Source organism: Sorangium sp. So ce131 (assembly GCF_051519095.1).
In the GTDB taxonomy this organism is placed as follows: Bacteria; Myxococcota_A; Polyangia; order Polyangiales; family Polyangiaceae; genus Sorangium.
In genome coordinates this window covers 6,569,594-6,595,487 of the sequence record NZ_CP150455.1, presented here as the reverse complement: position 1 = coordinate 6,595,487, position 25,894 = coordinate 6,569,594, and the positions used below count along the sequence as shown (strand labels likewise).

The window sequence follows — 25,894 nt, the reverse complement described above, 5'->3', positions numbered from 1 at the left end:
GTGATGGTCGGCGCTGGTTCTTGGTGTTTGGCACAGGAGGAGTCATGAGTCGCATTGTTGATCGGCAGCCCCCGGGCCCCGGCCCGCTCGCCAGCCTGCATTACCTGGCGAACTTCAGGACCGGCGACATGAGCTATTACGAGGAGCTCTTCGCGCGGTATGGCGACGTCGTGCGCCTCAAGTCGCCCGGAGCCGAGGACTTCATCATGGCGTTCCACCCGAACGACATCGCGCACGTCCTCCGCACGAACATCCGGAACTACCCCAAGGGGAAGCGGTACCACGAGCTCGTCCCCGTGCTGGGCTGGGGCCTCGTGAACAGCGAGGGAGAGCTCTGGCGGCGCCAGCGCCGGCACGTGCAGCCCCAGTTCAACCACGCGAACACGCTCAAGTTCGTGCCCATCATCGTGAAGCACATGGAGGCGCTCCTCGGCCGCTGGGACGCCCAGCCGGCCGAGTTCGAGCGCGACGTCAACGACGACATGATGGACGTGACGTTCGGCATCGCGGGCGAGGCGTTCTTCGGCGCGGCGCTGGAGGGGCACACGGAGACGGTCCGCGAGGCGTTCAAATTCGCGCTCTCGATCGCGCTCAGGCGCATGTACTCGCTGGTCAACCCGCCCCTGTCGTGGCCGCTGCCGAGCCACGTGCGCTTCCGCCGGGCCATGGACCGCGTGCACCGCGTGATCGACGGCATCATCGACGGTTACCAGCGGAGCGCGGTCGGCGAGGACAACGTGCTCGTGCGGCTCATGAGCTCGGTCGACCCCGAGACCGGCGCGACGATGGACCGCGCGCAGCTGCGGGACGAGATCAAGACGATCCTCATGGTCGGGCACGAGACGTCGAGCGTGACCGCCAGCTGGGCGCTTTACCTGCTCGCGAAGCACCCCGAGGTCTGCGCCCGGCTCACCCAGGAGATCGACGACGTCCTCGGCGGCCGGGCCCCGACGGCGAAGGACTTCGAGTCGATGCCGTACCTCGCCATGGTCTTCAACGAGTGCCTCCGGCTCCTGCCGTCGGTGCCGTTCATCCTCCGCAGCCCGGTGGAGGACGACGTGATCGGCGGCTACCACGTCGCCGCGGGGTCGACGGTGGCCATCGTGCCGTGGGTCACGCACCGGCATCCGGACTTCTGGAGCGATCCGCTGCGGTTCAACCCCGAGCGGTTCGCGAATTACCGGCGGAGCGCGGACGACAAGCTCGCCTTCATCCCCTTCGGCGCCGGACAGCGCATCTGCCTCGGCGAGTTCATGGGGCAGCTCGAGGGCAAGATCATGGTCGCGATGGCCCTCCAGCGGTATCGGCTCCAGCTGGTCCCAGGGTTCGACCCGCGCTGCCGCGGCTTCATCTCGCTCCAGCCCGTGAACGGGATGCGCATGATCTGCCGGCGGCGGGAGCCCGTGAGATCGACGCGCGCCCGGCCGGCAGGGCAGGCGCAACCCGCGGCGGCGCAGGCGTCGCCCGCGGCGGTCGCGGTGGAGCGCCGCGGCTGCCCGTACGCCGCCCGGGCCTGACGGCGCGGCCCGGCCAGCGGGGCCGGAGAGGCCTGGCCGCCGGAGCACCGGGCGACTCCCCCGGTGCTCGGACGGCCACGGCGAACCCACACGAATCCTGGTTGCGCTGCTGCTTCGAGAATGTTAGAAGTAGGGCGTGCCGTCGAGCTTGGACCGCCACGCCGAGCAGCTCGCCGCGCTGGGTCATCCGGTGCGCCTGAGCGTCCTGCGCTTCGTGGTCCAGGCCGGCCCGGAGGGCGCGCCCGCCGGCGAGATCCAGGAGCACGTCAAGCTCGCTGCCTCGACGCTGAGCCACCATTTGAAGCGGCTCGTCGACGCCGGCATCCTGAAATCGCGAGGGGAGGGGACGTTCCACTACTACAGCGCCGATTACGAGGCGCTGCGCGCCCTCACGTCGTATCTCTGGGAGGATTGCTGCAAGCGCGGCAGGAGCTGCTGCTGAGCGCTCTTTTTTTTGCCCGGCTGTTTCGATTATTTTCGAAGGAGTAAGCGCGGTGCGAGCAGCTGTCCCCTCCTCAGCGGCCTTTTTGCCTGATTGATTCGACCGTTTTCGAAGGAGTAGACCTCATGAACGTGCTCAAGCCTCATATCTCGCTCAACGTCTCCAACATCGATGCCTCCGTCGCCTTCTACGAGAGGGCCTTCGGCGTGAGCGCGACGAAGCGCCGCCCCGGATATGCCAAGTTCGACCTCTCCACACCGGCGCTGAACCTCACGATGCAGGAGGCGCCGCGCACGGGCGTCAACGCGAGCCACTTCGGCGTCCAGGTGGCGAGCACGGAGGATGTGATCGAGGCCAAACGCCGCTTCGAGGCCGCGGAGCTCAAGACGTTCACGGAGGAGGACACCGCCTGCTGTTATGCGGTGCAGGATAAAGTCTGGATCGAGGACCCCGACGGCAATTCGTGGGAGGTCTTCGTGGTGAAGGGCGACGCGGACGTGATGGAGAACCAGCCCGCGAAGGCCGCCGCGCCCGCGAAGACCGAGGCGGCGTGCTGCGCGCCGGCGTGCTGCGTCCCGTCGAAGCTCGGCGATGCCGCGCCCTGATCTCGCCCGGAGGGCCGTCGCGGAGGCGCTCGGGACGGCCCTGCTCCTCGCCACCGTGATCGGCTCCGGCATCATGGGCGAGCGGCTCGCCGGCGGAAACGTCGCGATTGCCCTGCTCGCCAACACGATTGCGACGGGGGCCGCGCTCCTGGCGCTGATCCTGGCGCTCGGGTCGATCTCGGGCGCTCACTTCAACCCCGCTGTCTCGATCGCGGACGCGAGCCAGCGGGGGTTGCCCTGGTCGGAGGTGCCGGTGTACATCGCGGCGCAGATCGCCGGCGCCTTCGCGGGCGTCGCGGCGGCGCACGTCATGTTCGAGGAGCCCGTCTTCTCGATCTCCCGCCACGCGCGCTCGGGCCCCGCGCAGATGGCGAGCGAGCTCATCGCTACGTTCGGGCTGCTCGCCGTCATCTGGGGCGCCGTCCGGCGGCGCGCGGAGGCGGTCCCGTTCGCGGTCAGCGCCTACATCACGGCCGCGTACTGGTTCACCTCGTCGACCTCCTTCGCGAACCCGGCGGTCACGCTCGCCAGGGCCGCCAGCGACACGTTCGCGGGCATCCGCCCCGCCGACGTGCCGGGGTTCATCGCCGCGCAGCTCGCCGGCGCCGGCGCGGCGACGCTCGTGTTTCGCTGGCTCATCCCTGCGCTGCCCAAGGTGGCCGAGCGCGTGGTCGATCGCGCGGCCGACCGCGTGATTCCGGAGGATCCCTGATGAACCTCGTGCTCTTCGCCTGCATCCACAACGCGGGCCGCTCGCAGATGGCCGCGGCGTGGTTCAACGCCCTCGCGCACCCCGCCGCGGCCCGCGCGGTCTCGGCCGGCACCGAGCCGGGGCAGCGCGTCCACCCCGAGGTGCTCGCCGCGATGGCGGAGGTCGGGATCGACCTCTCGGCGGCCGAGCCCCGGAAGCTCACGGGCGACCTGGCGGCCGGGGCGGCGCTGCTCGTCACCATGGGGTGCGGCGAGGCCTGCCCCGCCGTCCCGGGGCTCCGCCGCGAGGACTGGCCGCTGGAGGACCCCAAGGGCAAGCCGATCGAGCGCGTCCGCGAGATCCGCGACGAGGTGCGCGCGCGCGTCGCGGCGCTCGTCGCGCGCGAGGGGTGGGGCGCGCCCGGCAAGGGCGAGCAGGCGCGCTGAGCCGCACCGGATCCCGGCCCGTCAGGGCGCGGGCGCGACCGGCGACAGCTCCCCCGGCGGGAGCGCCGTCGGAGGCTCGAAGCGCGACGGCTTCGCCTGGCAGGCGATCGTCTGGCCCTCGCAGCCGCAGGTGTTCCCGCCCAGGTCCTCGTAGACCGCCGCGTAGCCCTCCTCGACGTGCGTCGCGAGGTCGAGCGGCTCGCACGTGAAGGTCGTCGACGCGATCTTCACCGTCGCGCCGATGTTGAAGACGCCCGACCCGGCGCTGCGCTCGATGACGCTGTCCTGCAGGAGGACGTTCGCGTGCCCCGTCTCGTCGTTGTACGCGATGATGCCGCAGCCGTTCGTGCCGTCCAGCGCCCGCCCGAGGGTGTCGACGATCGCGGTCGACGCGACGGTCGCGTCCGAGTCGATGACGACGAGGCCGCCGTCCAGGTTCCGCTCTAGCCGCGTGTTGCGCAGCGCCACGCTCCCGCGCTCTCGGAGGCCGGGGATCGGCGAGACGTTGATGCCGCGCCCGAAATCCTGGCTCAAGAGCGGCTTCGTGCCGCGCACGACCGTGGACTCCACCGCCACGTCGGAGCTGAAGACGCTGATCCCGACGCCGTAGCCGTCCTCCACCACGCTGCCGCGCAGCGCGACGTCCGCGCGCCGCTGATCGTGCTGGATCTCGATCCCCGCGCCGATGTCCGGCCGGGACGGGGCGACACCCCGCACGAGCAGGCCGTCGATGTCCACCTCGGCGCCGTGGATCCCGACGCCCCGCACGTGGCTCCCCTCGACCAGGGACTGCCGGATCGTCGCGCGGACGGGGTGCGTGTCGACCGTGCTCGGCGCGACGACGATGCCGACCCCGATGCTCGACCCGCCCTCGGACGAGTCCGGCCTCGTGTCGCGCACGACGGTGGCCTCGACGTGCCCGTCGGCGCCGATGAGCGCGATGGCGGCGGTCTGGCTCCGCTCCACGAGGGTCCCCCGGACGGCGAGGGTCGCCGGGTCGTACCCCTCCACGTGTGTCGCCGCGAGCGCGACGCCCGGCCGGTCTTCCGCCTGCCACGCGACGTCGCGGAGGACGCTGTCCTCGACGACGCCGTCCGCGCTCGAGAACCGGATCCCGAGCCCGCCGACGCGCTCGACGACCACCGACCGCGCGGTCGCGCTGGCGCGGTCGGTGAAGGACTCGACCTGCATCGCCATGGAGTGGCCAACGAACGGCTCCTTCGTGCCCACGTCGACGTCGCGCAGGACCGTGCCCTCCAGCGTCACGTCGGCGTCCCCCACGGCCACGGCGGCGCCCGCGGCGTGTTCCACCAGCGATCCGCGCACGGTCAGGCGCGTGGCGGTGCTCACCCCCGAGGCGAGGATCCCGACGTCGCCGGTCTCGTGCACCCAGACCCGCTCGACCACGACGTCAGTCGCGCTGTCCACGGCGAGGCCGATTTCCTGCCCGCGGAGGGCGAGGCCCCGGATCTCCGTCCCGCTCGCGCCCCTGCCGACGGTGAGGGCTGCCTCCATGGGTGGCCCGACGATCTCGACGAGCTCGGGGCACCGGCCCCAGAGGCGGAACGGTTTCCCCTCGATCGTCACCGCCTCGGCGTAGCTGCCCGCCGCGACCGCGATGAGGGAGCCCGCGTCCGCGCGGAGGATCGCGCGCTCGATCGCGAACCGGAGCGACGCATACGGCCTCGCCTCCGAGCCGTCGCTGTCCTGCCCGGCGTAGGCCGCGTCGACGAACAGGGTCGCCTCGTCGATCGGCGCGTCGCCCCACCGGCCCTCCCCGCACGGCGCGACCTCGCGGCACGCCGCCTCGCCGGGCACCGCCATCTGGCCCGGCGGGCACGCCTCCTCCGGCAGGATCGGCGCGCAGCCCTGCGCCCCGTCGGGCTCGAAGCCGCTGCCGCACCGCCCCGGCGGGACACCCGCGGGCTCGCAGCCGGCGCCCACGTCCGCCTCGCCCGGCGGGCACGGGAACACGGGCGCGCCGCCGCCAGCGCCCCCGCCGGCGGCGCCAGCATCGGATGGGAGACCGGGCGCCGGGTCACCCGCGCACGCGGCAGCAATCAGGGCCAGGGGCGCCAGGGGCGCCAGGGGCGCCAGGGGCGCCAGGGACGCCAGGCGCGCCAGGGACGCGAGGGGCGCCAGCGACGCCAGCGACGCCAGCGGTCCGAGGGGCCCCTGGGAGCCGAGCTGTCCGCGCGGCGGCAGGGGCGCGAGCGGCGCGAGCGCGGGTCCCCGGGCGCACATCACGCCTCCGCGCGGTGCAGCTCCTGCACGATCGCGGCGAGGCCCGGCGGCGAGGACGTGAAGTGGATGCGCACGACGTCCTCCGAGCGCGCCTCGGGCTCGATGACCTTCGCGTGCAGCTCGCCGCCGAGCTGGTCGCCGAGCGCGCCGTACAGGTAGATCTGCAGGTTGGTGAACGGCGCGGGGCGCGGGGCGAGGCGCAGCACGGCGCCGGAGGGCGACAGGCCGAGGATGTACGCGGACTGCAGCTCGCCGTCGACCCGCTTGCCGGCGAGGCGCGCGCACGAGACCGGGAGCGGCGACGGCAGCGGGAGGATCTCGACCCGCCGCTCGGGCAGGTAGAGCCGCTCGGGCGTCTCGAGGCCGAGCAGCTCGTGCGCCAGCACGCGACCCGAGAAGCCCTTGACCGACAGCGCGTGGCTCTGGCCGAGGAGCAGGCCCGGGCCCGCGGCGCGGCGCGTGCTGTCCGCGATGAGGATCTGGCGGCCGACGGTGCACGACTCGATGCGGGACGTCAGGTTGACCTGGGGGCCGACGACGCCGTACTTGGTCCGCGCCTCGGAGCCGATGTTGCCCACGATCACCGGGCCGGTGTTCAGCCCGATGCCCATCTGGAGCATGGGCAGGCCCTCCGCGGAGTTCCGGTCGTTCACCGCGTCCATCGCGATCTGCATCTCGATGGCGCAGGCGACCGCGCGGCGGGCGTCGTCGCCGGCGGGGAAGGGGGCGCCGAAGAGCGCGAGGATCGCGTCGCCGATGAACTCGATGATCGTCCCGCCGCGGGCGACGATGATGCGCGCCATCTCGCCGAGGTAGCCGTTCAGGAGCCGCATCACGACGTCGGGCGGCATCTTCTCGGTCATCGTGGTGAAGCTGCGCAGGTCGGTCATGAGGATGGTGACCTCGCGCTCCTCGCCGCCGAGCAGCTGCGCCTCGGGGGAGGAGAGCAGGCGGTTCACCACGTCGTCGCTCAGGTAGCGGCCGAAGGTCTTTCGGATGAACTCGCTCTTCACGGCGAGCTCGGCGGCGACCTGCGAGAGCTGCTCGCGCGAGCGCTTCAGCGTGAGCTGCGTGTCGAGGCGCCCGAGCAGGATGTCGAAGTCGATCGGCTTCGTGACGTGATCGTTCGCGCCGAGCTTGAGCGACTCCACGACGTCCTCGCTCGCGCCGCGCGTGGTCACCATGATCACCGGCAGCTCCGCCTGCGAGCGGGTCTGGCGCAGGGCGGAGAGCACGCCGAGGCCGCTGATGCCGGGCATGTTCACGTCGAGCAGCACGGCGTCGAAGCGCTCGCGCGCGGCGAGCGCGAGCGCGCGCGGGCCGTCCTCGGCCGCGGCGGTGCGGTAGCCGTTGTTCTGGAGCATGCGGCAGAGGACGTCGCGGTTGCCCCGGCTGTCGTCGACGACGAGGATACTCCCGCGCCCGCCGCCCTCGAGCTCCACGTGGGCGATGGGCTCGTCGTGCGAGGAGGGGACGTTGACGCGCGCGCTCGCGGGCGCCATGTCCTCGCCGTTCTCCATCGCCTGCACGATGCCGAGCAGCTTGCGCGAGGCCTCCTCGATGTTGCGGATGTCCTGGATGTGCTGCGGCGCGACCTTGCCCTGCAGCGACGCCACGAGCAGGCGCGTGTAGCCGAGGATCTGGTTGATCGGCGTGTACGGGTCGGGGCTCGTGCTCGGGGCCTCGTGGAACCGCTGCGCCGCGGCCGGCGGCTCGCGGTGGGGGGCCGGCCGCGTGGTCGGCAGGGGCGTCGAGGCCGGCCCGCTGGCGGGCAGGCGTCTGCCGGGCGACGAGGCCGGCCCCTGGCCGCGCCCGGGCGGCAGGGTCGGCGGCTCCTCGCGGCGCGCGCCGTCGAGCGCCCGCTCCGGGATCCGCGAGCTCGGCGGCTCGGCCGGGGGAAGGGTCGAGACCCCGGCGGAGGACTGCGCCTCCGGCGCGTCCCAGGTGGCGAACGGGTCGTGCGACGCGGGGATGTTGCGGGCGGCGCTCGGCCGATCGCGGAAGCCGCGCGCGTCCTGCGGGACGTGGCTGCCGTGCGAGGCCGCGGCGCCCGGCCGATCGCGGAAGCCGCGCGCGTCGTGCGGGAAATGGCTGCCGCGCGCCGGCGACGGCCCGCTCTGCGGCGGCGGGAGGGTGCTGCCGCGGGTCGAGGGCGGCGCGCCGGGCGGAGGCGGCATGTAGCTGCCGCCGCTGCGCATCGGCGCGGGCGCGGGCGGCACGCCGGTGCTGTTCGGGCGCGGCGGGATCGGCTCCGGCGGGGCCGCTCGCGATGGCACGGCGTTGCTCGGTGCCTTCGGGTGCAGGTCCTTGTCGGAGGGGGATCGGCTCATGGTTCCCGGGATTCTACGCCTCCGCGCGTCGGGTCAGCGAGGGATGACGCCGCCCGTCCACTTTTTATCGCACCTCGACCGCCTGGCTCATCGCAGGTGGCGCGGTCGGATCTGCTGTCTGCCGTCGGCTGCCCGCGCGCTGGGATGGCCGCGTGCGTCAAGGCGAGCGAGCGGGTGGAGCCCTGGTGAATTCTTCCAGTGAGCCGGTATCCGGGAGGACCCGGGCGCCGGAGTGGCGCTGGGGGCCGGCCTGGCGGCCGAGCGGAGCCGAGCTCGGGTCGTGCGGTGCGGCGAGGATGGGGCGCGGGCGCGGGGAGGGTCGGGCCCTGGAGGGGGAGGGGGCGCGCGGGAGGATCGGGCCGCGCTGAAGCGCCCTGTCTGCTCCGCACGAGCGGGGCGCGCGGCAGACGCGATCTCGCGCTCGGTAAATTCAAGGAAAGCGCCGAGAAGCTCAGAGATGGATGTCCGTGGTTATGAGGGAGCAGCGAATGCCGTTTCAGAGGAGCGAGCATCAACTCCATGATCGGGCGCCAGGAGCGCGGCGGGGGGCGGCGCTCAGGGGGTGAACACCCCAGGACGCGCTTTACTCCGGGCCCTGCGTGAAGACGTCCGTGTAAACCCGGTCGACCTCGACCGCGCAGCCGAGGGACGTGAGCGTCACGCGCTGGCCCGGGCCGTAGATCCGGAGCGACCAGCTCCCGTCCTGCTGCCGTGAGAACACCTCGATCCGCGGCTCCTTCTGCGAGGCGATCACGTACTCGTCGAGCGACGTGATGGTCCGGTACCCGGCGAACTTGTCCCCGCGATCGTATGCCTCGGTCGAGTCCGAGAGGACCTCGACGAGCAAGCGCGGGTTGAGCAGGGTGTCGCGCTTCTCGTCGGTGAACTCGGGCTTCGCGCAGACGACGGATCCATCGGGGTACACGTAGCGGCCTGTCGCCGGGATCTTGATGCGCATGTCCGAGGTGAGCGCCCGGCAGCCTCGGCCGAGGAGCGGGATCCGGAGCTCCGCGAGGAGGTTCGTGGCGATCGCGCTGTGCTCCAGGGAGCCGCCCGCCATCGCGAAGACCTCGCCGTCCGCGTACTCGTGCTTGTCTGGCGAGGAGCGCTCGAGCTCCAGGTATTCCTGCTCCGACATCCGTGTGTGCACGACCGCCTGTGCCATGGCGCGCAGTGTCGCCCGTCGGGGGACCGCCGTCCACACGCCTCGACGAGGACCGCAGCGGCGCCACGCTCGAAGCGCCAAGGATGAGACATCCCACGACGGCGGGTCATCGACGGAGAGCTCTTTGGAATTGGAGCGGCTTTGCGCGGCCTGTCCTCTCTGGTGCTACCGCCGTTCCTCTGCCCGCCTCCGCTTGAGCTCCTGTCCGACCGACGCGGCCAGCGCCCGGAACCAGGCGTGCCCCGGGTCCTGCCGCATCCGCTCGTGCCACGCGAGCCCCATCGTGAACCCCTTCACCTTGAACGGGAGCTCCATCGCGCAGAGCGGCAGGTGACGCTGCGCCCTCGCGGCGATCCGCGCGGGCAGCGTCACCATCAGGTCCGAGCTCGCCACGATCTCCGGCGCGGCGACGAAGCTCGCCACCCGCACCGCCACCCGGCGCCGCAGGCCCATCCCCGCGAGGACCTCGTCGATCACGCTCCCCGGCCGTCCCTCGGGCGCCACGAGCACCTGCGGTATCGCGGCGAACTGCGCGGCCGTGAGCTTCCGTGAGGCCGCCGGGTTCCCCTCGCGGACGAGGCACACGAAGCGCTCCTGGAACAGCGGCGTCCAGACGACGGCGGGCCGCGCCACCCGCCGCGCCAGGAGCGCGAAATCGAGCTCTCCCGCCTCGAGCGCGCCGAACGGATCGACCGCGTGCGCCCGGGCGTCGACGTCGACGCCCGGCGCCTCGCGGCTCAGGCGCTCGACCAGCGGCGGCAGGAGGATCGCCTCGCCGAAGTCGGCCAGCGTCATCGTGAAGGTGCGCGCCGAGGTGCGCGGATCGAACCGGGGCCCGTCCTCGAGCACGGCCGCGATCTCCGCGAGGACACGCCCGAGCGCCGGGGCGAGCCGCTCGGCGCGCGGCGTGAGGCGCATCCCGCGGCCGGTGCGCACGAGCAGCGGATCCCCGAGCACCTCCCGCAGCCGCGCGAGCGACCGGCTCATCGCCGACTGGGTGAGGCCGATCCGCGCCGCGGCGCGGGTCACGTGCGCCTCGTGGAGGAGCGCGTCCAGCGCGACGAGCAGGTTCAGGTCGATCCCGGAGAGATGCGCCGCAGTCATGATGCGTATAACAATCATGCATTGGAGGACTGGCCGGAGAAAGCGCAAAACGTCCCTGCATCGAGCGCGCGGCGCGGCGCCCGCCGGGGAAGAGGCCGCGCGTCCATCGCTCGACGACCGCTCGAAAGGAGACAACCATGTTCGCTGTCGCTGGAGTTACTGGGAATACCGGGTCCGTGGTCGCGCGCGAGCTCCTCGCCGCCGGGCAGGAGGTGCGGGTCATCGTTCGCGACGCCGCCAAGGCGGAGGCGTGGAGGGCGAGGGGGGCCGACGTCGCGGTCGCGCGGCTCGACGACGCCGCGGCGGTGGCGAGGGCGCTCCACGGCGCGAAGGGCGCCTACTTGCTCAGCCCGACGCCGGTCACCTCCTCCGATCCCCTCGGCGAGAGCAGGGCCCAGGTCGACGCGATGGCGCGGGCGATCGCGGAGAGCGCGGTCCCGCACGTCGTGTTCCTCTCGTCGATCGCGGCGCACCACCCGGAGCGGACCGGGCCGATCCTGACGACGCACTACGCCGAGGAGAGGCTCTCCGCCGCGGCGCGGGACGTCACCTTCATCCGGCCTGCGTACTTCCTCGAGAACTGGCGCTCGGTGTTCGCGTCCGTGAAGGGCGACGGCGTGCTCCCGAGCTTCCTCCAGCCGGGGCGCGCCTTCCCGATGGTCGCGACCGAGGACATCGGCCGGGTCGCGGCGGAGCGCCTCCTCGCCGGGCCTGCGGGCCGGCAGGTCATCGAGCTCGCCGGGCCGGAGGACTACACGCCCGAGGCGATCGCGCGCGCGCTCGGCAAGGTCCTCGTCGGCAGGGAGGCGCGCGTGGCGCCGCTGCCGCTCGAGCAGGTGGCGCCCGTCCTCTCGTTGTTCGGCGTGTCCGCGCCCATGGCGGCGCTCTACCGCGAGATGTACACGTCGCTCCACACCGGCCACGTCGACTTCGAGCGGCGCGACGGCGCGGTGGTGCGCGGCAAGGTCGGCCCGGAGGCCGCGTTCGCGGCGATGGCCGCCTGACCGAGGTCCTGGGGCGTTGCGGCCTCCCGCGCTGCACGATCCTCTGCGCAGCTGGACCACGGGCTGCCCCTGGGCGCTTCGATCCGGAAGTGGCGCGTCCTTTCGGGGGCGCGCTCCTGCTGAAGACGTGTAGGAGCGCTAGCGCGCCGGGCGCGGCGCCGCGCCAGGCTCCGGCCTGCGCCGCCGCGCGAGGGCGTCGCGCAGCCCCTCCTGCAGGTTCGCGAACCTCGCGACGCCCTCGAAGTCGAGGCCGAGATCGACGAGCGTGCGCGCCGCCCTCGCGGAGAGCCCCACGATCACGCACCGTGCCCCGAGGAGCGCTGCAGCGCGCGCCGCGGCGCTCAGGTGCGACGCCGCGTCCTGATCCATGTCCGGCACGCCCGTCACGTCGAGCAGGACCTGCTCGGCGTCCGTGTCGGCGATCGCCCCGAGGAGGGTGTCCAGCATGCGCGCCGCGCGGTCGCCGTCGATGCGCCCGATCAGCGGCAGCGCCAGGACACCGTCCCAGAGGCGCAGCACCGGCGTGGAGAGCTCGGCGATGGCGCGCTGCTGCTCGTCGATCAACCGGAGCTTCTGCGCGAGCTCCGCCGTCTGCTCGGCGACGGCGGCCGCGAGCTGCTCGCTCTGGCGGCGGAGCTCCTCCTCCGACTGCTTCAGCTCGCCGACATCCATGTGGAGCATGACGACCTCGCGGATCTCTCCCTCGGCGCCCGTGACCGGGTGCAGCGCCGCGGCGACCCAGCGAAACGTGCCGCGCTGGATCGAATCGGTCGCAGCCGGATCGTAACGTATCGTCGGGAGCTGCACGGGCTCGCCGCCGTGGAACGCCCGCTCCAGCCGGTCCATGAAGCCGTTGGCGACGATCTGCTGGTCCTCGAGCATCAAGTATCCGGTCAGATCCTCCACGCGCAGCCGCCAGATCCGCTCGAAGCCGGGGCTCACCTCGACGGTTCGACTCTGCGGATCGAGGATTTGAAGGCTGGCAATCCCTGCGTCGAAGAGCGCTCGAAAGCGGCGCGCCGGCGCCTCGAGCTCCGCCACGCGACGCCGGAGCGCCTCGTTTTCGCGCTTCAGCTCGTCGACGAGCGCGCGGTCGCTGTTCTCTCGGTGCCCTTCGGTAGACTGCATGGATCGATGACCTTCCGTTGCGCGGTGCTTCCTGCGCTCCGCGCTCGTCCCCGACCGACGTTCCCTGTTAGGATCCCGCTGTGTCCGCCGAGGGAGCGCCCGCCAAGACGGGAAACATTATCGCGGATCGCCTCGCGATCGAGGCGAAGGTGGCCTCCGGAGGCATGTGCGTCGTGTACCGCGCGCGCGATTTGAGCTCTGGCCTACCGATCGCGCTGAAACTCCTCGATCGGTAGGCGAGCCCTGCCGATTGTTGACGCGTCCGCCCGGCGTCGCCGCCAGCGGACTCAGCGAATCCTTCTGGAGCCATAGGGCGTCCCGTCCTTGTGGACGTAGCCGTCGGGCAGGGCGCGCAGGTCGATGTCGGGGTACTCGGCCGTATCGCCCGGGAGGCTCGAGCCGACCTCCAGCAGCACGGCCTCGCGATCCGAGCGGTTCTGCAGGTGGTGTCCGTCGGGATCTCCCGCGCGGAACCCGGCGCAGTCGCCCGCGCGCAGCACCTCTTCGCCGCTATCCGTGACCAGCACCACCTCGCCTTCCAGCACCATGACGAACTCGTCTTCTGCATGGTGCCAGTGGCGCTGGCTCGACCACTGTCCCGGGGGCAGGCGCAGCAGGTTGACGCCGAACTGGGTCAACCCCGCCACCTTGCCGAGCCGCCAGCGCTTCCGCTCGCGGCACGGGGCGTCGTACGGCGGCGGATACGCGGTGCCCATGCGGGTCGGGGCCTGGGCGATGTCGATCTTCTTCATCGGGTGAAACCCTCCTTCAGGGTTGAAACGGTGCGGAGCTTACCGAGGCAGAGCGATCGGTGCCAGAATACTGAGCACGTTGATCGAGCGAGAAATAAAGCGCCAAGGACGCCAAGGACGCCAAGGACGCCAAGGACGCCAAGAAGAAGATGATGTCTTGGTGCCTTGGCCTTCGATACGAAATTCTGCTCATTTCAGGTGGGTTCAATCCGCTGGGCGGGACACGCGACGGTATCGTGCGCCCACGCCGGCGACACGACCCATCCCCGGATCAGACGTTCGACGAGGAGTGGTGGGGTATCGTCGACATCGATCGCGCGCCGCGGCCCGCCTACGACGAGCTCGCGCGCGTCTTCAACCGGTGAAGGCGGGCGCTCGCCGGGCGAGAGAGCGGCGGCTCAGCAGCTCGGCTGAGCCGCCGGCGCCTCGCCGCCGAGCGCGCGCACGTCGTCGGGCGTATCGACGTCGATCGCCCCGCCCGCCCAGTCGATCGCCGCGACGCCCTCGGCGCGCAGCAGCCGACCGGCGCCCTGGTCCCCCTCGAGGCGCGAGAGGGCGTCCCAGCGCGACCGGTCGAACACCGCCGGCGCGCCCACGACGCCGCTGAACCGCGACGCGGCGATCGGCGCGCCCGCGAGCCAGGCGTTCCGCAAGGCGGTGAGGTGCTCGACCGTGATCAGCGGCTGGTCCGCGAGCGCGATCAGCAGCGCGTCGGCCTTCGAGGCCTCCGCCCACCGCACCGCGGCGCGGATCGAGGAGGCGATGCCCTCCTCCCAGCCCTCGTTCTCGATGTGCGCGACCCCCAGATGGCCGAGCGCGCGCGCGACCGCGCCGGCGTGGGCGCCGAGCACGACGCCGACCGGCCCGGAGCGCGCCTCGACGCACGCCGTCGCCACGCGCCGGACGAGCGGCGCCCCGCCGAGCTCGACGAGCTGCTTGGGGCGCCCGAGGCGGCGCGAGCCGCCGGCGGCGAGCACCGCCAGGGCAAGGCCCGCGTGCAGCGGCCGGACGCGGTCGCGGAGCTTCCCGCCCTGCGCCCGGCGCGCGACGGCCTGGAGCTCGCCCACGACCGAGAGCGCGATCTGCTCGGGCGTCTCGGCGCCGAGATCGAGCCCGATCGGCGCGTGGATCCGCGGGTCGTCGCCGGCGCTCAGGCCGAGCTCGGCGAGCAGATCGCGCGTGCGGCGCGCGGGGCCGAGCACGCCGATGTAGCGGGCGCGCGACGCGAGGGCGGTCGCGAGCGCGTCGCGGTCCGGCGTGCGCTGGTGGTGCATGATCACGACGTACGGCTCGGCCGCCGCGTCGATGAGCGCGCGGAGGCGGTCCATCGCGCCGCCGGTCGACAGGACACGATCCGCGGCGGCGAACCGGGAGCCCTGGCGGAGGGTGGGAGAGGCCACCGTGACCCGGAAGCCCACCGACTTCGCGAGCGCGACGAGGGGCACCGCGTCGTGGCCGCCCCCGAGCACGAAGAGCTGCGGCGACGGCGCGATCTTCTCGACGAGCACGGTGATCCCCAGCCCGTCGAGCTCCACGACGCCGGCCGGGCCGCGCGCCGCGCGCTCGATCGCGGCGCGCGCGGCCGGGTCGGTCACCGGGCGCTCGAGCGCGCACGGCGGGCCGAAGGCGAGGCGCGCGCCGACGCGGACCGCGCCCGCCGTCGAGCGGATCACCGTGACCAGCGTGCCCGTGGTCTCCTCGGCGAAGCAGGCGCCCGCGAACGCGAGCGCGTCGTGGGTCGCTCCGGCCGCGACGTGCTCGAGCAGCACATCCACCACGCCGTTGCAGCCGAGCCCCACCCCCCACGCCTCGCCGTCCTCGGTCGTCGAGTCGTAGGTGACCACCACGGCGCCGTCGCGACACCGGTGCTCTCCGCGGAGCATCACGTCGCCCTCGAGGCAGCCGCCGCTCACGCACCCCGACAACCAGCGATCGCCGGCGACCAGCATCCGCGCGCCGGGGCGCCGGTACGACGACCCCGACACCCGCACGACGGTCGCGAGCAGGAACGGCGACCGATCTGCCACCAGGGTCGCCGCTTCCCGCACGATCCGTTCAAGCTCGTTCATGCGCGCGCCATCATGTTCCGTTCGCGACGCGCCTGCCAGGGCGTTCGTCGTCACTGGACGCCACGGAGCGCCCCCGGGCGCCACAGCGCCGTGGGTCGCACCTCGGCGCCATTAGGTCGCCCTCGGCGTGTGTGCCATTGGGACGACAGCAAGCCGTGGGCCGATGTCCAGGGCAAAAAACGAGCGCCGTTGCTTGACGGCGCGTCCGCGCAAAAGTATTGCCTGGACGGCCATGAAACTCGATATCAACGGCGTTGTTCGCGAGGTGGATGCCGCTCCGGACATGCCTCTGCTCTGGGTCCTCCGGGATCTGCTGGGATTGACCGGCACGAAATACGGCTGTGGGATGGCGCAGTGCGGCGCCTGCACGGTCCACATCGACGGCAAACCTGCTCGATCCTGCGTCCTGCCGGTGTCGAGCGTCGGGGCCCGCAAGGTGACGACGATCGAGGGCCTGTCGGCCGACGGGTCCCACGCGGTGCAGCAGGCGTGGGCGCAGGCCGACGTCGTCCAGTGCGGATACTGTCAGTCCGGGCAGATCATGACCGCGGCCGCGTTGCTCAAGCAGAAACCTGATCCGAGCGACGCCGACATCGACGCGGCGCTGTCCGGAAACGTGTGTCGGTGCGGCACGTATGTGCGTGTGCGCGAGGCGGTGCACCTCGCGTCGCGGCTCATCAAGGGAGGTGGCAAGTGACCGTCTCCCGGCGTGGCTTCTTGCAGGCGACCGCGGGCACGGCGGCCGGGCTTGTCCTCAGCTTCTACGTGCCGCAGGGGCTCCGCGCCGCGCCCAAGGAGGCGCAGCCGACCCCGCTCTCGCCGAACGCGTTCGTGCGCATCGGGACGGACGACTCCGTGACCGTGGTGCTCGCGCACTCCGAGATGGGCCAGGGCATCTGGACCGGGCTCGCGATGTTGATCGCCGAGGAGCTCGAGTGCGACTGGTCGAAGGTGCGGTCGGAGCACGCGCCGGCCGCGCCGGTCTACGGCCACCCGCTCATGGGCTTCCAGATGACCGGGGGGTCGACGAGCACGAACGGCGAGTTCGAGCGGTATCGCACCGTCGGCGCGATGGCGAAGGACATGCTGGTGCGCGCGGCGGCCGCCCGGTGGAAGGTCTCGCCCGCGGCGTGTGTCGCCGCGAAGGGGGTCGTCACCCACGGCAAGGACACGCTGACCTACGGCCAGCTCGCCGAGGAGGCGATGAAGCTGAAGCCGCCGGCGAAGGTGAAGCTGAAGGACCCCAAGGACTGGAAGCTGATCGGCACCCTCGTGCGCCGCCTCGACACGCCGGAGAAGATCACGGGCAAGGCGAAGTTCGGGATGGACGTGCAGTTCCCCGGGCTGCGCACGGCGGTGGTGCTCCGCCCGCCGGCGTTCGGGGCCAAGCTCGTCAAGTACGACGCCGCGGACGCCCTCAAGGTGCCCGGCGTCGAGAAGGTCGTCCCGACCCCGAACGGCGTGGCCGTCGTCGCAGCGCATTTCTGGGCCGCCAAGCTCGGGCGCGACGCGCTCAGCGCCGAGTGGGCGAAGCCCGAGGGCGGCGGGGCCGACAGCGCCAAGCTGCTCGCCGACTTCCGCGCGCAGGCGCGGAAGCCCGGCGCGGTCGCCGCCCAGGTCGGCAAGGTCGAGGACGCGATGGCCGCGGCCAAGTCCCGGATCGAGGCGGAGTACGACGTGCCCTACCTCGCGCACGCGCCCATGGAGCCGCTCAACTGCACGGTCAAGATCGACGGCGATCGCTGCGAGATCTGGACCGGCACGCAGTTCCAGACCGGCGACCAGATGGCCGCGGCGAAGATCCTCGGCACGACGCCCGACAAGGTCCAGATCCACACGACGTTCCTCGGCGGCGGCTTCGGGCGGCGCGCCAGCCCCGTGGCGGATTTCGTCGGCGAGGCCGTGATCATCGCGAAGGCCGCCGGCGTGCCGGTCAAGGTGGTGTGGACGCGCGAGGACGACATGCGCGGCGGCTATTACCGCCCCGCGTTCGTCCACCGGATCCAGGTCGGGCTCGACGCGCGCGGGCTGCCGGCGGCGTGGGATCACACGGTCGTGGGCCAGTCGATCGTCGCGGGCACGCCGCTCGAGCCGCTCGTCACCAAGAACGGCATCGACCACACCTCGGTGGAAGGGCTCGCCGAGTCGCCGTATGTCGCGCAGGTGCCCGCGCTCCGCGTGTCGCTGCACTCGCCGAGGACGCCGGTCACCGTGCTCTGGTGGCGCTCGGTGGGCAACACGCACACCGCCTTCGCGATGGAGAGCATCATCGACGAGCTGGCGCACGCCGCCGGCCAGGATCCGCTCGCGTACCGCCTCGAGCTGCTCAAGGACAAGCCGCGGCACGCCAATGCGCTCAAGGTCGCGGCCGAGAAGGCCGGCTGGGGCACCGCGCCCGCGCAGGGCAGGGCGCGCGGGCTCGCGGTGCACGAGTCGTTCGGCTCCATCATCGCCGAGGTCGCCGAGGTCTCGATCGAAAAGGGGCGCATCCGCGTCCACTCGGTCACCTGCAGCGTCGACTGCGGTACCGCGGTGAACCCGCTCGGCGTCGAGGCGCAGATCCAGGGCAGCGTCGCCTTCGGCCTCACGGCGGCGCTCTACGGCAAGCTCAACATCGTCGACGGGCAGGTCCAGGAGAGCAACTTCCACGACTATCCGATGCTCCGGATGTTCGATATGCCGCGCATCGCGGTCCACATCATCCCGAGCCAGGCGAAGATGGGCGGCATCGGGGAGCCCGCCACCGCGCCGATCGCGCCTGCCGTCGCGAACGCGGTGTTCGCGTTGACCAAGCAGCGGCTGCGCTCCCTCCCGCTTCGCCTCGCCTAGGTGCACCTGAACATGATCCGATCCTCTCTTGTTCTCGCCTTGCTCCTCTCCGCGTGCGGGGGGCAGTCGTCCGGGGCCTCGCAGGCCCCTGCGCCGTCGCCGGCCGACCGCCAGGCCGGCGTCGCGGCGTTCGAGACGGTGCGCAGCGTCCTCCAGCACCCTCGCTGTCAGAACTGCCACCCTGCCGGCGACGTGCCGCTCCAGGGCGACGAGGGGCGCCCGCACAACCAGCTCGTGCTCCGCGGTCCCACGGGCCACGGCATGGCGGGCGCGGAGTGCACGACGTGTCACGGGCCGACGAACCCGCCGAACAGCTTCGGCATGCACGTGCCGCCCGGCGTCGCGAAGGGCTGGCACATGCCGCCGCCCGAGATGCCGATGGTGTTCGTCGGTGTCGCCCCGAAGGCGCTGTGCGAGCAGATCAAGGACCCTGCGCGCAACGGCGGCAAGGACATGGCGGCGCTGCGCGTCCACCTCGAGGATCCGCTCTTGACCTGGGGCTGGAACCCTGGCGCCGGGCGCACCCCCGTCCCCACGCCGTACGCCGAGTTCGTCGCCGCGTGGGAGACGTGGGCCCGCGCGGGCGCGCCCTGCCCCGACGGGTGACCTGGGGCGAGCGCCTGGCTCCGCGCTCGCCCGGACAACGCCCGAGCTCGGCCGCGGCCCTACCGCGCGAGCTGGACGATGGCCCTTTCGGGGGCGGGTGTGACCGTCGACCTCCTGTGGATGATCCACTCCGCGACGGCGACGTTGATCACCCAGCCGGCGCCCATGAGGAACGCTTTCTCCCCCGCGTCCGGCTGGCCGAAGAGCAAGGCCCAGGGCGCGATGGTGAGCACCTGGGTTCCTGCGCCCAGACCGATCGCGTAGGCGCGCAGCATCCAGGCGCCGTGGCGGACGAAGTCGCGCCGCCAGAGGGCGACCACGCCGAGCAGGAGCGACGTCAACATGGCAGAGCCGAACAGGAGCCGGAGAACGGCGAGCGCGCCGCGGTCGCTCTCGGGGAGCTCGTAAAACGCCTGCATCCATAGACCCGAAGCCGCGGCGACGATCCCCGCCGGGACCAGGGCCCACCCCGCCGTGCGGTGCCAGCGAGGTCTCCGGCGGCGAAAGCCGGAGGAGAACTGGAGCGCGCCCAGGACCGCGTACACGCTGACGCTGAGGATGTGCAGCACGACGGGCAGCGGCGCTGCGAAGAAGCGCGCGTTGTCCGGGGTGACCTCGGCGCCGACGCCGAGCTGGATCAGGCGGTATGCGCCGGCGGCGACGGGGACCGCGCTGAGGGCCAACAGGGACGCGGGCACGAGCCAGCCTCGCCTCGCGGAGGAAATCGCGGTGCGTTTGTTCATCATGACGCGAACGTAGCCACCGCCCCAGCCACGTCACAATTGGCACAGAGGCCAGATCTGGGTCGACCAGGAGTCCGATGGGGAGATCGTACTTTCGGCCAGGTGCACCTCCTGGCACCCGCCCGATGGGTCAGTCCCGAACGCGAGCGGTCTCGTAGGCCCAGATGGCGATCTCGACCCGGTTGCGCGCGCCGAGCTTGGTCATGAGGCTGGCGATGTGGGCCTTGACGGTGCTGAGGCTGATGTGGAGCTCGTCCGCGATCTCGGCGTTGGTTCGCCCGCGGGCCACCTTGAGGAGGACCTCTTCCTCGCGGGCGGTGAGGGCCTCGCCGGGTTGCGCTCGCGGCAGGCTCGGTCGAGAGGCGGCGAACGCGGAGAGGAGGCGGACGGTGATGCTCGGAGCGATCAGGGCGTCGCCCCTGGCGGCGGCGCGGATGGCCTGCGCGAGCAGCTCAGGACCGGCGTCTTTCAGCAAGAATCCGCGGGCGCCGGCCTTGAGGGCGCCATACACGTAGTCGTCGTGGTCGAAGGTGGTGATCACGACGACCGCGTGCGGACGGTCGACCGTCGGGCCCGCGAGCCGTCGCGTGGCCTCGATGCCGTCGATGCCGGGCATGCGGATGTCGAACAGGCACACGTCGGGGCGGAGGGCGAGCGCCAGCTCCACGGCCCGGTGCCCGTCGGCGGCGACGCCCACGACCTCGATGTCGGGCTGGGCGTCGAGGATCATGCCGAGCCCGGTACGGACGATCTCCTGGTCGTCGGCGATGATGACGCGAATGCTCATGTGGACCGTCCATTCCGGGGCAGCACAGCCGTCACCGTCCAGCCACGCTCCGGGCCCGGGCCCGCGTGGCACGTGCCGCCGAGCAGCTCCGCCCGCTCGATCATGCCGACCAACCCGTATCCCCTCGACGCCGGATGACGAGCGCGGACCACGTGACCATCGTCGGTGACCCGCAAACGTACGGAGGCGCCGTCGGCCGTGACGTCGACGTCAATCCGGGTCGCGTGGCGCGCGTGCCGGCGAGCGTTGGTGATCGCCTCCTGCGCGAGACGGAAGATCGCGGCGGAGACCGACGACGGCACGTCATCGAAGCTCCCGGTCAGCTTGACCTCGACGGAAGGTCCTGCGGCGGATGCGCCTGCGAGGCGCTCGATGTCGGAGACCCGCGGGCTCGGAGCGAGCCCGGCCGGCTCGTCGCGCCGCAGGATCCGAACCATCGTGCGCATCTCCCCGAGCGCGCGAGAGGCCTCGTCCGCGATCACGCGGAGCGCGTCCACGGGCGCCTCGGGGCGCGCCGACGCGGCGGCCAGGCCAGCCTGCGCGCGGATCGCGATCGCCGACACGTGGTGGGCGACGGTGTCGTGCAGGTCGCGGGCGAGGCGCTCTCGCTCGGCCAGCTTGGCTTCATCGAGCTCCCGCAGGCGCACGCGATCCCGATAACGCACGGCCGCGCCGAGCGCCATGCTGGAGAGCACGACGGCGAAGCCCCCGACGATGTCGCCGGGCTTGGCCTGCGTGGAGATCATACCGACCGACGCCGCGGCCGCGAGGATGAGCGCCCCGATCGTCGCTTCACGCCCCGTGCCCCACCGGAACAGCGAATAGGGGAGCAGCAGCAGATACGCCATCGCATGGAGCCCTGGCGACCCGCTGCCCGCGACCAGGGCCGCGATGTTCTTCGCCGTGACGAGGCCAAACGCGATCACGACCATCAGCAGCGGCCTGGTTCTCCGCCAGAGCAGCGTCGGCAGGAGCCCGACGCCGATGAACAGCGAAGCGGCGCGCCACGGCAGATCGGAGCGGAAGGCGGCCTCGAGGCACCCGATGACGGCGAACGCCGCCAAGATCACCCAGTCCGTTCGCGTGCGTCGAGGTGAGTGTGGTGCTCGTGGCTCGGACCACACGGATCGCAAGGACTCTCGCACCGGACTCATGAACGTACCAGGGTCGTCGGACAGCGCCTAGGCCGCGACGCCCCATCGTCGCCTGGAAGAGCGGATACGCCGCCTCATTCGCACCCCGCCGGGGGCGGTAGACAATCTAAACGTGATCCGAAGGCCAAGTTTTGTGCGAGTGGGAATATGTATGTACATGTGACACATCGGGGGGCAGGCGGCGCCATTGCCGTCTGCTGTCATCTTCTCTCGCGCAACGCTCTCGCTTTCGGGCGCTCGGATCGGCGAGGATGCGCCGCATGAGCGAGGTGGCAAACAATCATCAGCGTGACGGCGGGGCATCGGACGAGGGCAGCTCCGCGGGGGAAGCGGGCGCCCGCAAAGGCCCGTCGTCGCTCTCGGCGAGGGCCGACAGGCCGTCGAAGCGCCGCGGCGTCGTGGGTCGTGTCCTCCGGTTCATCGGCCTTGGCGTGGTCCTCTTGCTGCTCCTCCTGTTCGTGAAAGCGCTCACCACGAGGAGCCATCAGGTCGTGGTCGAGGCGGCCGAAGGCGTCCCGGTGGACGAGGCGAAGGCGGCCGAGCACCTCGCGCGCGCCATCACCTTCAAGACCATCTCCGAGCAGCCCGTCACGTCGCTCGATGCCCAGAATGCGCCCTCGGGCGGCGAGGAGGCGAACGGCGCCGCGTTCCTCGGCCTGCACAAGGCGCTGGAGGAGATGTTCCCGAAGACCCACCAGACGCTCACGCGCGAGGTCGTCGGCGGGTACAGCCTCCTCTACACGTGGAAGGGCAAGGACGCCGGCAAGCGCCCGATCCTCCTCATGGCGCATCAGGACGTCGTCCCCGTCGAGCCCGGCACCGAGGGCGACTGGCACAAGCCGCCTTACGAGGGGACGATCGACGGCGGCTACGTGTGGGGCAGGGGAAGCATCGATTTCAAGAACGGGGTCGTCGGTATCCTGGAGGCGGTCGAGGCCCTGCTGAACCAGGGGCACGCGCCCTCCCGCACCGTCTACCTCGCCTTCGGCCACGACGAGGAGCTGGGCGGCCAGAAGGGGGCTTCCGCCATCGTCGAGCTCCTCGCGTCGCGCGGCGTCCGCCTCGATTACGCCCTCGATGAGGGCATGTTCATCACCCAGGGCATCATCAAGGGGATCGCGAGGCCCGTGAGCCTCATCGGGCTCGCGGAGAAGGGTTATGTGAGCCTCGAGCTCGTCGTCGAGACCGAGGGCGGCCACTCCTCGGTCCCCCCGCGCCCGACCAGCGTGGGCCTGCTCGCCAGGGCCCTCGATCGCCTCGAGAACAACCCGATCCCCGCCAGCCTCGACGGCCCGGCGCGGCAGCTCTTCGAGACCCTCGCTCCGGAGATGCCGCTCCTCCCGAACCGCCTCATCCTCTCCAACCTCTGGCTGCTCGAGCCCGTCGCGACGCGCTCGCTGGCCGGAAACCCCGCCACCGCGGCCATGATCCGCACGACCACGGCCCCGACCATGCTGGACGGCGGCATCAAGGACAACGTGCTGCCGAAGCGCGTCCGGGCCGTCGTCAACTTCCGCATCCGCCCGGGCGACACCGTTCAATCGGTCATCGAGCACGTCGAGCGCACCGTGGCCGACCCGCGCGTCAAGGTGCAGATCCTCGGGGGAGGCAAGGGCAAGGAGCCCTCTCCCGTCAGCAGCGTCACGAGCTTCGGTTACACGTCGATCGAGAAGACCATCCGCCAGATCTTCCCCGACGCCATCGTCGCGCCGTCGCTCGTGCTCGGCGGCACCGACTCCGCGCATTACCAGCGCATCGCCGACGGCGTGTACCGCTTCTGCCCCACGCGCCTCCTGGATGAGGACCGCGCGCGCTTCCACGGCACCAACGAGCGCATCTCCGTCAAGAACTTCGCCGAGGTGGTGCGCTTCTACGCGCAGCTCATCAAGAACGCCGACGCGCCCTGAGCAGGGCGCGCCTCCTCGCCGCGGTCAGGGCGCGCTGGCCTTCTCGTACTCGTAGCGGTCGGGGAGGGTCAGCCCCGGCCGCTCGTCGTCCCAGGCCATCGAGCTCATCCTCCAGCCGGACGGCGTCTTGATGAACTGCGTCGAGATGACGCCCCGCCCCTCGAACTGCTTCCCCTTCAGCCTCCCGCGCTTCTCGTACGTCGAGAGCCGGTGCGCGATGTTCCCGAACACCTCGGTGATCGCGGCGCGCTCGATCTCCCGGAAGGAGGTCAAGTCCCCCGCGTCCACGGACTTCTGGCGAGAGTCGATGAACTCGTCGACGCTGCTGATCTCGGGCGTATCCAGGCTGTTCTTGATGAGCTTCCCGCCCTCGATGAACAGCTCGTGGATGTGCTTGTAGTTCGGCTTCTCTCCTTCCTCGAAGGAGACGCTCCGGAAGAAGTCGGCCACCATCCGCTCGAACTCGGGGTGCTGCTCGGGGCGCGCCGACGTGCTCTCGGCGCGCTGGTTCGGAAGCGTCATTGCGTTCTCCGTTCGTGTCGATGCGCAGGACAGCGGCGTCGAGGCTACCCCGAGCGCCGCGATCCCGGCAAGCAATCGGCTCTTCATCGCGCTCCCTTAGCGCGCATCAGGACCCGCGCGCAACCTCGTGAGCCGGCGGCTCCACGAAGCCCCGAGCCGCGGCGGCGGGCGCGGGCCCGCGCTCCTCGCGCGGCCCGTGGCTCCGCTTGAGCACGTAAGCGATGCTGAAGAGCAGGCCGATCAGGGCCGACGGGGTGATCGTCTTCAGCACGTTGGGCGTGCCGGACAGCCAGTGCACCGTCGTGAACAGCGTGACCATCGCGGCGTGCGGGCCGGTCGCCGCGAAGACCAGGTTCGGCACGCTCCTGCCCCTCCGCAGGATGAGCTCGATCACCAGCGTGAGGAACGACGTGGAGCAGAAGCTCAGCGCGAACTGCGCGGAGGCCGCGCGAGCCACGTGGAGGAGATCGTGCCCCCAGTTCGCATACACCGCCCAGAGCCCGTAAATCGTGCCCGCCAGGACGCCCATGAGGAAGGGGCGCCCGCCCTTCTTCGAGCTCATGTCACGACCCTTCCGACACGTTGAGGGACGGCGCCGACGCCCGCGCGATGAGCCCGCCGTTGATCGCGTCGATGGGCGCGCTGATGGGCGCCTCGATGGGATCCGAGGGGAGGACCTCACGCGAGAAGACGGTCCGCAGGAACGACCAGTAGCTCCGGTTGTAGAACCGGATGTCGTGCCGGAGCGTCGCGTGCACGCGCGGGAGCTTGTCGATCGCGACGCGCGGGTAGAGGTGGTGCTCGACGTGGAAGTTGTTCCCGTTCGTGAACCAGAACGACAGCCAGCTGCCCTGGATCGTCCGCGTGTTGACGAGCACGCTCCGCTTGTCCACGTCGCATCCGAAGTGCTCCGGCAGCTCGACCCAGAAGTGGACGGGCTCGGCCACGAGGAGCAGCGGGAGGACCCAGAGGCGGAGGACGAGATCGCTGCGCGTCACCGCGGTGAACGCGATCGCGGCGACGATGACCGCGAGCATCGCGAGGTACTCGAAGCGGATCGCCCGGCTCTCCCGCTCGTTCACGGCGCCGTCCGGCGTCTTGCCGGTCAACGCGCCGAGGATGTTCTTGGCGACGCCGAGGTACCGGGCCAGCGAGAAGGACCGGGCGAGCACCACGAGGGGGTGCTTCCCCTTGACCTCTCCGTAGTTGAAGAACTCCTTGTTGGCCGGCGTCCCCAGGTTCCGGTGGTGCGCCAGGTGCAGGGTCTTGTAGTGCGAGTGCGACACGAACATGGGGAGCGCGCACAGAAAGCCCGCCACGCGGTTGGCGGTGCGGTTCCGGAAGCCGGTGCCGTGGAGGAACTGGTGGGTGAGCTCCACCCCGTGCGCGAACATCGCGCCGACGAGCAGCGTCCCGAGGACGCTCCCGGCGATGTGCCCCGAGAGGATCCCGGCGTAGCCGGCCGCGAGCAGCCCCAAGAAGACCGCCACCTTCGTCGTCATCACCCACGGGTCGACGCGGAGCAGCTCCTTGTCGATGGGGCTCGCGTGGCCGCGCGAGGCGACCCCGGGCTGCTTTCCGGCTTCATCCAGGCTCGAAGAGTCGATGTCATTTGCGATGATCAAGGGAGTCTCCGTTTCGTCGAGATTCGTTGCGCTTCGCCGCGGCCCACGCTTCCGGTTGTCGCAAACACCCGATGTGATCCGCGGCCATGTGCAAAAAAAAGACCTTCTCGTCTGCCCGGCGAGCGCCGCGCAGCCGTTAAACAACAGGGCTGTCCGAGCATCCTCGCGAGCGAGGACATGAGCTCCGGATCAGCCGCTCAGCTCGCTACGAGCCGAGCTGATGT

24 protein-coding genes are annotated in these 25,894 nt (G+C 71.5%); 11 read left to right on the top strand and 13 right to left on the bottom strand.

Annotated elements, in window-relative coordinates; all coding sequences use genetic code 11:
* Positions 1-44: 44 nt before the first annotated feature.
* From WMF43_RS24090 to WMF43_RS24070, 5 genes are all read left to right on the top strand, one after another.
* On the top strand, positions 45-1,517 hold the full coding sequence (locus WMF43_RS24090; protein ID WP_437683477.1) for a cytochrome P450: 1,473 nt from the start codon (positions 45-47) through the stop codon (positions 1,515-1,517).
* Between the two features lie 136 nt (positions 1,518-1,653).
* On the top strand, positions 1,654-1,959 hold the full coding sequence (locus WMF43_RS24085; protein ID WP_437683476.1) for an ArsR/SmtB family transcription factor: 306 nt from the start codon (positions 1,654-1,656) through the stop codon (positions 1,957-1,959).
* Between the two features lie 125 nt (positions 1,960-2,084).
* Positions 2,085-2,564: an ArsI/CadI family heavy metal resistance metalloenzyme gene (locus WMF43_RS24080; RefSeq protein WP_437683475.1), complete on the top strand. Its 480-nt coding sequence runs from the start codon at positions 2,085-2,087 to the stop codon at positions 2,562-2,564.
* The gene (locus WMF43_RS24075; protein ID WP_437683474.1) at positions 2,551-3,276 is read left to right on the top strand and encodes an aquaporin; all 726 of its coding nucleotides are present in this window, start codon (positions 2,551-2,553) and stop codon (positions 3,274-3,276) included. Before WMF43_RS24080 ends, WMF43_RS24075 begins: the two co-directional genes overlap by 14 nt.
* Positions 3,276-3,701, top strand: a complete 426-nt coding sequence (locus tag WMF43_RS24070; protein ID WP_437683473.1) for an arsenate reductase ArsC — start codon at positions 3,276-3,278, stop codon at positions 3,699-3,701. Before WMF43_RS24075 ends, WMF43_RS24070 begins: the two co-directional genes overlap by 1 nt.
* A gap of 21 nt (positions 3,702-3,722) precedes the next feature.
* Here the strand turns inward: WMF43_RS24070 and WMF43_RS24065 are convergent, their stop codons facing one another.
* The 4 genes from WMF43_RS24065 to WMF43_RS24050 form a co-directional block, all read right to left on the bottom strand.
* A complete protein-coding gene (locus WMF43_RS24065; RefSeq protein ID WP_437683472.1) occupies positions 3,723-5,675 on the bottom strand; it encodes a hypothetical protein in 1,953 nt (650 codons plus the stop codon).
* A gap of 269 nt (positions 5,676-5,944) precedes the next feature.
* Positions 5,945-8,275, bottom strand: a complete 2,331-nt coding sequence (locus WMF43_RS24060; RefSeq protein WP_437683471.1) for a response regulator — start codon at positions 8,273-8,275, stop codon at positions 5,945-5,947.
* A 583-nt stretch (positions 8,276-8,858) separates the two neighbouring features.
* The gene (locus WMF43_RS24055; RefSeq protein ID WP_437683470.1) at positions 8,859-9,440 is read right to left on the bottom strand and encodes a Uma2 family endonuclease; all 582 of its coding nucleotides are present in this window, start codon (positions 9,438-9,440) and stop codon (positions 8,859-8,861) included.
* Positions 9,441-9,605: 165 nt separating this feature from the next.
* On the bottom strand, positions 9,606-10,544 hold the full coding sequence (locus tag WMF43_RS24050) for a LysR family transcriptional regulator (RefSeq protein WP_437683469.1): 939 nt from the start codon (positions 10,542-10,544) through the stop codon (positions 9,606-9,608).
* 137 nt (positions 10,545-10,681) lie between these two features.
* On the opposite strand from WMF43_RS24050, the gene WMF43_RS24045 reads away from it, so the two are divergent.
* Complete coding sequence (locus WMF43_RS24045) at positions 10,682-11,548, top strand: NmrA family NAD(P)-binding protein (RefSeq protein ID WP_437683468.1); 867 nt, start codon at positions 10,682-10,684, stop codon at positions 11,546-11,548.
* Positions 11,549-11,686: 138 nt separating this feature from the next.
* On the opposite strand, the gene WMF43_RS24040 is transcribed toward WMF43_RS24045, so the two are convergent.
* Both WMF43_RS24040 and WMF43_RS24035 read right to left on the bottom strand, forming a co-directional pair.
* A complete protein-coding gene (locus WMF43_RS24040; RefSeq protein ID WP_437683467.1) occupies positions 11,687-12,676 on the bottom strand; it encodes an STAS domain-containing protein in 990 nt (329 codons plus the stop codon).
* A 287-nt stretch (positions 12,677-12,963) separates the two neighbouring features.
* A complete protein-coding gene (locus WMF43_RS24035) occupies positions 12,964-13,428 on the bottom strand; it encodes a cupin domain-containing protein (RefSeq protein ID WP_437683466.1) in 465 nt (154 codons plus the stop codon).
* A gap of 236 nt (positions 13,429-13,664) precedes the next feature.
* Between WMF43_RS24035 and WMF43_RS24030 the strand changes: the two genes are divergently transcribed.
* Positions 13,665-13,793 (top strand): hypothetical protein, encoded by a 129-nt coding sequence (locus WMF43_RS24030; RefSeq protein ID WP_437683465.1) that lies wholly within the window; start codon positions 13,665-13,667, stop codon positions 13,791-13,793.
* A gap of 33 nt (positions 13,794-13,826) precedes the next feature.
* Here WMF43_RS24030 and WMF43_RS24025 read toward each other — a convergent pair whose 3' ends face one another.
* Positions 13,827-15,497 (bottom strand): NTP transferase domain-containing protein, encoded by a 1,671-nt coding sequence (locus WMF43_RS24025; protein WP_437683464.1) that lies wholly within the window; start codon positions 15,495-15,497, stop codon positions 13,827-13,829.
* 232 nt (positions 15,498-15,729) lie between these two features.
* On the opposite strand from WMF43_RS24025, the gene WMF43_RS24020 reads away from it, so the two are divergent.
* Genes WMF43_RS24020 through WMF43_RS24010 form a run of 3 tightly spaced genes read left to right on the top strand, consistent with a single transcriptional unit; the run spans position 15,730 to position 18,932 of the window.
* Entirely contained in the window at positions 15,730-16,194 is a 465-nt protein-coding gene (locus WMF43_RS24020) for a (2Fe-2S)-binding protein (protein WP_437683463.1), read from the top strand.
* Positions 16,191-18,326, top strand: a complete 2,136-nt coding sequence (locus WMF43_RS24015; RefSeq protein ID WP_437683462.1) for a molybdopterin cofactor-binding domain-containing protein — start codon at positions 16,191-16,193, stop codon at positions 18,324-18,326. Before WMF43_RS24020 ends, WMF43_RS24015 begins: the two co-directional genes overlap by 4 nt.
* Before the next feature lie 12 nt (positions 18,327-18,338).
* On the top strand, positions 18,339-18,932 hold the full coding sequence (locus WMF43_RS24010) for a hypothetical protein (protein ID WP_437683461.1): 594 nt from the start codon (positions 18,339-18,341) through the stop codon (positions 18,930-18,932).
* Between the two features lie 59 nt (positions 18,933-18,991).
* Here the strand turns inward: WMF43_RS24010 and WMF43_RS24005 are convergent, their stop codons facing one another.
* From WMF43_RS24005 to WMF43_RS23995, 3 genes are all read right to left on the bottom strand, one after another.
* Positions 18,992-19,630, bottom strand: coding sequence for a DUF2306 domain-containing protein (locus WMF43_RS24005; RefSeq protein WP_437683460.1), 639 nt, complete (start codon positions 19,628-19,630; stop codon positions 18,992-18,994).
* A gap of 175 nt (positions 19,631-19,805) precedes the next feature.
* Positions 19,806-20,462 (bottom strand): response regulator, encoded by a 657-nt coding sequence (locus tag WMF43_RS24000; RefSeq protein ID WP_437683459.1) that lies wholly within the window; start codon positions 20,460-20,462, stop codon positions 19,806-19,808.
* The gene (locus tag WMF43_RS23995) at positions 20,459-21,616 is read right to left on the bottom strand and encodes a sensor histidine kinase (protein WP_437683458.1); all 1,158 of its coding nucleotides are present in this window, start codon (positions 21,614-21,616) and stop codon (positions 20,459-20,461) included. The genes WMF43_RS24000 and WMF43_RS23995 overlap by 4 nt, the downstream gene beginning before the upstream one ends.
* 260 nt (positions 21,617-21,876) lie before the next feature.
* Between WMF43_RS23995 and WMF43_RS23990 the strand changes: the two genes are divergently transcribed.
* On the top strand, positions 21,877-23,523 hold the full coding sequence (locus WMF43_RS23990; RefSeq protein WP_437683457.1) for a M20 family peptidase: 1,647 nt from the start codon (positions 21,877-21,879) through the stop codon (positions 23,521-23,523).
* Between the two features lie 24 nt (positions 23,524-23,547).
* Here WMF43_RS23990 and WMF43_RS23985 read toward each other — a convergent pair whose 3' ends face one another.
* The 3 genes from WMF43_RS23985 to WMF43_RS23975 form a co-directional block, all read right to left on the bottom strand.
* The gene (locus WMF43_RS23985; protein WP_437683456.1) at positions 23,548-24,045 is read right to left on the bottom strand and encodes a hypothetical protein; all 498 of its coding nucleotides are present in this window, start codon (positions 24,043-24,045) and stop codon (positions 23,548-23,550) included.
* 106 nt (positions 24,046-24,151) lie between these two features.
* On the bottom strand, positions 24,152-24,607 hold the full coding sequence (locus WMF43_RS23980; protein WP_437683455.1) for a hypothetical protein: 456 nt from the start codon (positions 24,605-24,607) through the stop codon (positions 24,152-24,154).
* 1 nt (position 24,608) lies between these two features.
* On the bottom strand, positions 24,609-25,670 hold the full coding sequence (locus tag WMF43_RS23975) for a fatty acid desaturase family protein (RefSeq protein WP_437683454.1): 1,062 nt from the start codon (positions 25,668-25,670) through the stop codon (positions 24,609-24,611).
* Between the last annotated feature and the right edge of the window lie 224 nt (positions 25,671-25,894).